The sequence below is a fragment of the Methanosarcina sp. UBA5 genome (genome assembly GCF_002505485.1).
GTDB lineage: Archaea > Halobacteriota > Methanosarcinia > Methanosarcinales > Methanosarcinaceae > Methanosarcina.
On sequence record NZ_DAVG01000135.1, the window covers coordinates 127 to 6,277 of the forward strand.

The 6,151-nt window shown below is 39.5% G+C and carries 7 protein-coding genes and 3 pseudogenes (1 of these 10 cut by a window edge); 1 reads left to right on the plus strand and 9 read right to left on the minus strand.

The genetic code is table 11. The annotated features are described in order from the left end of the window. The 3 genes and pseudogenes from BP621_RS16675 to BP621_RS16685 form a co-directional block, all read right to left on the minus strand. Positions 1–297 (minus strand): annotated as a pseudogene (locus tag BP621_RS16675) (helix-turn-helix domain-containing protein) (its annotated part extends 126 nt beyond the left edge of the window); the annotation flags it as partial. 116 nt (positions 298–413) lie between these two features. Beyond that, a complete protein-coding gene (locus BP621_RS16680; RefSeq protein ID WP_292391849.1) occupies positions 414–695 on the minus strand; it encodes a hypothetical protein in 282 nt (93 codons plus the stop codon). A 104-nt stretch (positions 696–799) separates the two neighbouring features. After that, complete coding sequence (locus BP621_RS16685; protein ID WP_292391850.1) at positions 800–955, minus strand: PGF-pre-PGF domain-containing protein; 156 nt, start codon at positions 953–955, stop codon at positions 800–802. A gap of 285 nt (positions 956–1,240) precedes the next feature. On the opposite strand from BP621_RS16685, the gene BP621_RS16690 reads away from it, so the two are divergent. Then, positions 1,241–2,044 (plus strand): helix-turn-helix transcriptional regulator, encoded by an 804-nt coding sequence (locus BP621_RS16690; protein WP_292391851.1) that lies wholly within the window; start codon positions 1,241–1,243, stop codon positions 2,042–2,044. 141 nt (positions 2,045–2,185) lie between these two features. On the opposite strand, the gene BP621_RS16695 is transcribed toward BP621_RS16690, so the two are convergent. The 6 genes and pseudogenes from BP621_RS16695 to BP621_RS16720 form a co-directional block, all read right to left on the minus strand. Continuing rightward, entirely contained in the window at positions 2,186–3,094 is a 909-nt protein-coding gene (locus BP621_RS16695; protein ID WP_292391853.1) for an MBL fold metallo-hydrolase, read from the minus strand. Between the two features lie 3 nt (positions 3,095–3,097). After that, positions 3,098–4,138, minus strand: coding sequence for an AI-2E family transporter (locus BP621_RS16700; RefSeq protein ID WP_292391854.1), 1,041 nt, complete (start codon positions 4,136–4,138; stop codon positions 3,098–3,100). A gap of 212 nt (positions 4,139–4,350) precedes the next feature. Further along, positions 4,351–4,683 (minus strand): hypothetical protein, encoded by a 333-nt coding sequence (locus tag BP621_RS16705; protein ID WP_349682094.1) that lies wholly within the window; start codon positions 4,681–4,683, stop codon positions 4,351–4,353. Between the two features lie 5 nt (positions 4,684–4,688). Further along, complete coding sequence (locus BP621_RS16710) at positions 4,689–4,979, minus strand: hypothetical protein (protein WP_292391855.1); 291 nt, start codon at positions 4,977–4,979, stop codon at positions 4,689–4,691. Then, positions 4,973–5,326: pseudogene (locus BP621_RS16715) on the minus strand (transposase); the annotation flags it as partial. The gene BP621_RS16710 and the pseudogene BP621_RS16715, both read right to left, overlap by 7 nt. A 111-nt stretch (positions 5,327–5,437) precedes the next feature. Continuing rightward, positions 5,438–6,151, minus strand: a pseudogene (locus BP621_RS16720) (IS630 family transposase); the annotation flags it as partial.

Here is a 6,151-nt window from a genome sequence, read left to right on the forward strand (position 1 = left end):
CTTAATTCTTTTATTTGCTCATCGGTAAGCTTGGATTTTCTTCCTCCACCAAAATTTGGTATTAAGGCGGCATACCCGCCTTTATTCCAATCTTCTTGGCAATAATATCCTGTTTTCTATCCTGTTCTTAGTCACTCCAACTTTAGTAGAGGCGTCTTCTACAGAATCTCCCAAAAGTATAAATTTGACAAAATAGAGCCTTTTAAGCACTCTTGAGTTGTTTTCATGCTTGATTAAAGAGTTGATCTCATCAAGAGTTACCTTTCGATCAATAAGAATTTGTTCCTTCCCCGCCATAAGAGAATATAGGCGCTAATACGTGTAATAAGTTGCGTTGGAAACTATAATAAGGTAAATCATTCTATCTATCATGTTTGATCAAAGACTCTATACTACTTGCATCTTCACTCTTTTTATCTTCTTTTGTACAAGAATACGTTAAACAGACAGACAATACCAGAGGTTATTTCAAAATAAAGCGTTTTAGTGCCTTCTTTCCCAGAGATGTTTGAGCTTTGAGTTCTCTCAGGTGTCTGGTCGATGTTTGCTGTTGTATTTCCAGCATTATTTTGTGTATCATCCACTGATGAAGGTGTTTTATTTCCAGTTGCAGGCTGTACTGTAGTCCCTGTTGCTGTAGTTTTACCAGTTATTGCAAAAGGAGAGAATCCAGGTGTTTTAGCTGTAAAGTACAAGTACTTGTCATCTTCTCCTTAGAAGTTGGTTGAAAGCTGACTCCATTTCTTGTCACTGCACCTGTTAAGAGTAATTGAAGATTTGTCGATATTTTATCCTGAATCTAGGTTTTTTCAACCTTGAAATTTATGACTGCATTTGCAATATTATTTGAATCTCCAAAAACACTGTTTCCAGCCCAGATATTGAGGTACTTGTAGATTCCGCCAGAAGGCAATCCAAGAAAATTCACTATAATATTAGAATCAACGGTGTACAACGGTGTATATACAATTCGTCAAATAAATATGCATTTTGAAATTGAGTTTCTGAGTTGAGATTTCCTTAGGAAAAAGGTACTTACCGGAAAAAAGAATTGGATGAAAATGCATGGTACTTATAAATTGAAGAGAAAAATATATTAACGATTAATTTTCAAGTTTTATAGAAAACATTAGTATACCTCAGTTTTTAGTATTAGGCTTCCTTTATTGCAAATCTTCTCCAAATTTACGAAACTTTAATACATTTACAAGCCTGCAGGCAGCCGGTTAAGGTGCATAATATGGAAAACAATCTACTCGATCTTATCCTTCTCTCTGAAAAAAGGAAAAATGTGCTACTTCTTCTGCTTGAAGGGCCAAAGGATATTGTAACAATAAAAAAAGCCCTTAATGCCAGTGCAACCGCAGTCCAGCCCCAAGTAAAAAAGCTCAAAGAGCAGCACTTGGTAGTCCAGGAAAAAAACATCTATAAGCTGAGCGAGATAGGCAGAGTTGTGGTTGAGAAGATGAAACCTCTTGTGGATACTCTTGCCGTCATCGAAGAAAATGCAAATTACTGGGCAGAACGGGAAGTGAACGAGATTCCACCTATTCTCCTGCGAAGAATTAGCGAGCTTGGGCACTGCACTATAATCGAACCTCAGGTAGAATATATGTTTGAGATGATCCCGGAATACGTCAAAAACGTCCGGATGGCAAAAGAGCTGAAGGTTGCAATTTCATATTTCCACCCGCTTTTCCCTTCTTTTTACCTGGAAATTGCCGAAAAAGGAATCCCGATATCGCTCGTACTCCCTGAGTCCATCCTGAAAAGATGGGTTGAAGATTACAGGGAACAAACTGAACAATACCTTAAAAAAGAAAATGCTAAGCTTTTTGTCTGCACGGACTGTGAAAGGATACCTGCTGTCGTAGCGGCGGATAATTTCATGGCAATGGCCCTTTTCCCAAAAAGTACGGTCTTTGACCGAAAGTATGTGATCTGCTTTGAGCCAAACGCTCTGGCCTGGGGAAAAGAACTCTATGATTATTATGAACAGCGCTCCGAACAAATTAAGAATATAGATAATTACACCCACGCATAATATAGACAATCACACCCAATGCATATATCAATAATTATACCGGCGTGCCCTGACCAAATAAAATAGGGATTTTAAAAACCAACCTGTGAGCCCATCTGCTCCAGAGAAACAGCGGTGTTTATATTCTTTCCAGCCGCCTTGTCAGAGAAATTCCTCAAAACCTGCTTTACCCTTTGCATAGGCTTCGTGCCAGCCTGAAGTCACGGGCGTTTTTTCATAAAGGTTTTTCCTCTGAGCCTCAAGAAGTTCAGGTGTTCTTCCCATAAATTCTGCAGCGCAGAGTACTCGGCTTTCAACCTTTCCAGCCAGCTCTTTTAACCAGCTATACCCTTCAAAAGACCTGAGCAAATGATGGTCCAGAATCAGGGTATCTACATGCCTAGCCAGAAGGAGAGCATTTTCCGAGGCCTCTTTTCCTGCCTCAGGAACACGGTGTGAAAGATAAAGAGGAGGGCCTGAGGCAAAAACAATTGTGGGTTCCCAGGCAAGTACCTTAAGGACGACTTCCCTGTCCAGAAGCTGGATGTCCGAACTATGGACAAAAACCTCGTCTCCCTCACAGATTCGGGTCATCATAACAGTCCCAAAGCCTTTATCTCTGGCTCCGTGAGGGACAGGAGAAGAAAACTCCATACTGCCAGACTTCCTACCTTCCGAAGCTGGGAGAGAAAAACCCAGAAAATCCGAGAGTTCATGCCTCCGTTTTGAAGACAGACCTGAGATTTTTTCCGGGCCTTTACACCAGAAGTTTATCCCGTCAAGGGAAGGGAGGGCTTCCATCGGGAGTTGATACGGATCTTCAGCTCTCATTGGCATATGGTCTCCGTGAAAATGGCTGATAACAATATCTGTAGCCTGTCCAACCGCAGAAAGAACTTTTTCTCTTATCCTGAAAGCAGCAGCAACCTCTCTCGGGTGGGGAAGCAGACCTGAACGTAAGCGTGCAAGTGCAACCCCGGGATCGATAAGGATCGTCCTCTCATCCGTCTTTACAACGCAGGCAAGGGATCTTGCCCCAAAAGACTCACACCCGAGTATTTCGATCTGCACGTTTTACTCCTTTCCAGAAAGGTATTCTCTGGAAAACATCTGTACGGTTAGAACAAAGTAGGAGAGCAGAAGAGGGCCTATAACGATTCCTAGCAGCCCGAAAAGGGATATCCCTATAACAACCCCAAGCAGGGATAGAAATGGATGGATTTCTCCAACTCTTTTCTGGATAATGGGCCTGAGGAAGTTGTCAATAACACTTATAAAAAGCCCGGCTGCAAGTATAGCGATCGCTGCGGTATAGTCCTCCTGGAAAAACTGGACAATAGTTGCAGGAACCCAGACAAGAGGTGATCCGACAACTGGCAAAAAGGATAGAATCCCTGCAATGAAACCCCAGAGGAAAGCTCCCTGGATATTAAAGATAAGAAATACTATGGTCAGAATTCCACCCTGGACAAGAGCAACTGCCCCGCTGGCGATAAGAGTCGTCCGAACAATTTTTCGGAATTCCTCCAGCAAAGTGGCTGTATTTTCTTCATTGAAAGGAACTGCAACAGAGACCTGGCGCATAAAGTCCGAATCTTCTCCTGTAAAGAGGTAATAGAGCATAAAGTACATTATCAATAGCCCGATGGACTGCTGGCTCAGGCTCTGGATTGATCCCACAATGAACACGCTCGTGTAATTAACGGCCTGTGAGGCAAGTTCCATTGCTTTTTCTTCGATTTTGGTCTGGAATACGCCTACAGGAATATTCAGCCTTGAGAGAAAGTCAGCTAAAAAGTGGCCTCCAGCCTCAATAGATGCGATAATCAATGTCTTATCAACTAAAAGCTGCTCGATTTCGCCGATAATTGTATTCAAAAGAAAGTAAAGAGGAATCAGTACAACAAAAATAGAAATTATTATAACTAGTACAGATGCAAATTGTTTCCGAAGTCTTATTCTTCCTACGAGAAAATGATAAAGAGGTCGGAATATAACAAAAAGGATCAGGGCCCCAAAAATATAATTTAAATAAGGAAGTGTAGCATAAGCAATAAGCACAGTCAGGACAGCAATTATGAGAAGGGCCAGAGCCATCTTTACAGCTTTTTTCATCAAACCTAATTGGTTTTCTATTATTAAAATATAAGTATGAGAGTTTCAAATGCAACCGTTGGGCCGCAACCGTTGCGCCGNNGTTGAGCTGCAACCGTTGCGCCGGTTGATCACGCCGATAGGGTTTGGGGTTAAGGTTCTCAAACTCAAACGTTGCAAGGGATTTTCGATCAAACCTTTTTTGAAAAGGTTTGCACTTGAAATAAAAATCATTAAAAATCCGTAATCAAGGTTTGCTTTTCGTCCCTTTCGCAGAGCTTGGTGATTCTTATGCCTACTAGCCTGAGCTTTCGATTTCCTATGAATTTGGAGAGAAGCTGCAGGGCTGTCCTTTTGATCACAAAGATGTCCAAAGTCCAGATTGAGATGGTTTTTGAGCGTTTATAAGTAGAAAAATCCTCGAAACGCACGGTAAGGGTTACGGTTTTGAAAAATAGCCTGTTTTTGAGGAGGGAACTGTGCACACTTTCCGCAAGCAAGTCCAGAGACCCGATGATCTTTATAGGGTCATTGGTATCTTCAGCAAAGGTTCCGTGCCTACTGATTGATTTTACACTTTCCTTTTCCTGAACCTCCCAAAATCAAACCCGTTTGCCAGTTGTTTCATGCGGAGCCCCATTTTTCCGAACTTTCCCGAAAGAATCTGTACATCACAGTTTGCAAGTTCTTCTACCCTGCTTAGTCCCATTGATTTCAGTGTATCAGCTGTCTTTTCCCCTATTCCTTGAATTTTTGAGACCAGCAACAGAAAAAGAAATTCTCTTACATTTTCGGGCCTAACAACAGTTAGCCCGTCAGGCTTCTGGAAGCCAGATGCAATTTTTGCAATTATAGTCACCACTTTAAATAATGCGACATTTTATGTTTAAATGTATGTTTTTTCTCCCAAAATTCCTCCAGTTCTTCTTTCAATACTTTAGTATTTTTGAATTATTTTATTGACGTTAAGTCTTCTCTTGCCACTTTCCAACAGTATTCTGTTTGGTTTCTATCTGGAGTAGCTTGAGGAAAATACATTATTTTCAACCACTGTTTGTTTTTTTGAAAGAATTCCTGTGCCTTTTTTGATCTATGCCATGGAGCTCTGTCCAGTAGAAGAATTATCTTTGATTTAATGTCTCTATTAAATTTGAGTAATGATTTTAAGAAAAAATATGTATTCTGTTTAGTTCCCAAATCATACCAAAAAAGCCTTCATTTTCAGCTCGTTTTATCCAACGATAAACCGTTGAACCATGGACTAATATAGATTCTGACTTAACAAATTATACTTTTTATTTGTAGGTTGAAAGTTTCCATTCATTTCTTTGCAAACGATAATGAATTTTCCACTTTCATAAATTCATTTTTGATACTATTTCTCAAATGTTCTTTTGATTGAATAAATCTGACAGATATCTCTTTTTATCGTTTTCCATACAAATTCTACAGGATTTAAATCTGGTGAATAAGGAGGAAGAAACACAAGTGTTATTTTAATTCTCTTGCTTTTCTTACCGTTCTATTAGCTTTATGTGATTTTGAATTATCCAGAACAAGAATTATTTTCTTTTTTGGATTCTGTTCCACAATTCTCTTTAGGAACTCACATACGTTTTCTGCTTTTGAGCCTTCCATAAAATCGATGAGATTTCTACCGTTGATAGAATAAAAGGCAAATGCATTTGCCTTTATATAATCTGTATTCTTAATCATTAAAGGCTTTTTAAATGACCATAATTGTTGCGTATTTGCATTTGTTTGTGGTGAAGATTCATCCAGAAAACCTATGATATATTGATCATCTGGACCAATATATGCTGGAATTGCTTCTATTAACTTTTTTTAAAATTTCCTCAGCGTTTTCAGGTCTTCTGTAGTCAAGAGTATATGGTTTTGAATGATACATATTAAAACTATGCAGTATAACTCCTATTTGTTTCTGTGAATACTCTACACCATATTTTTCCTTTATTAACTCCAAAACTTCTCTCGTAGTCCAGTAATCCCTGTTTTCCAACAAGGTTCTTAATT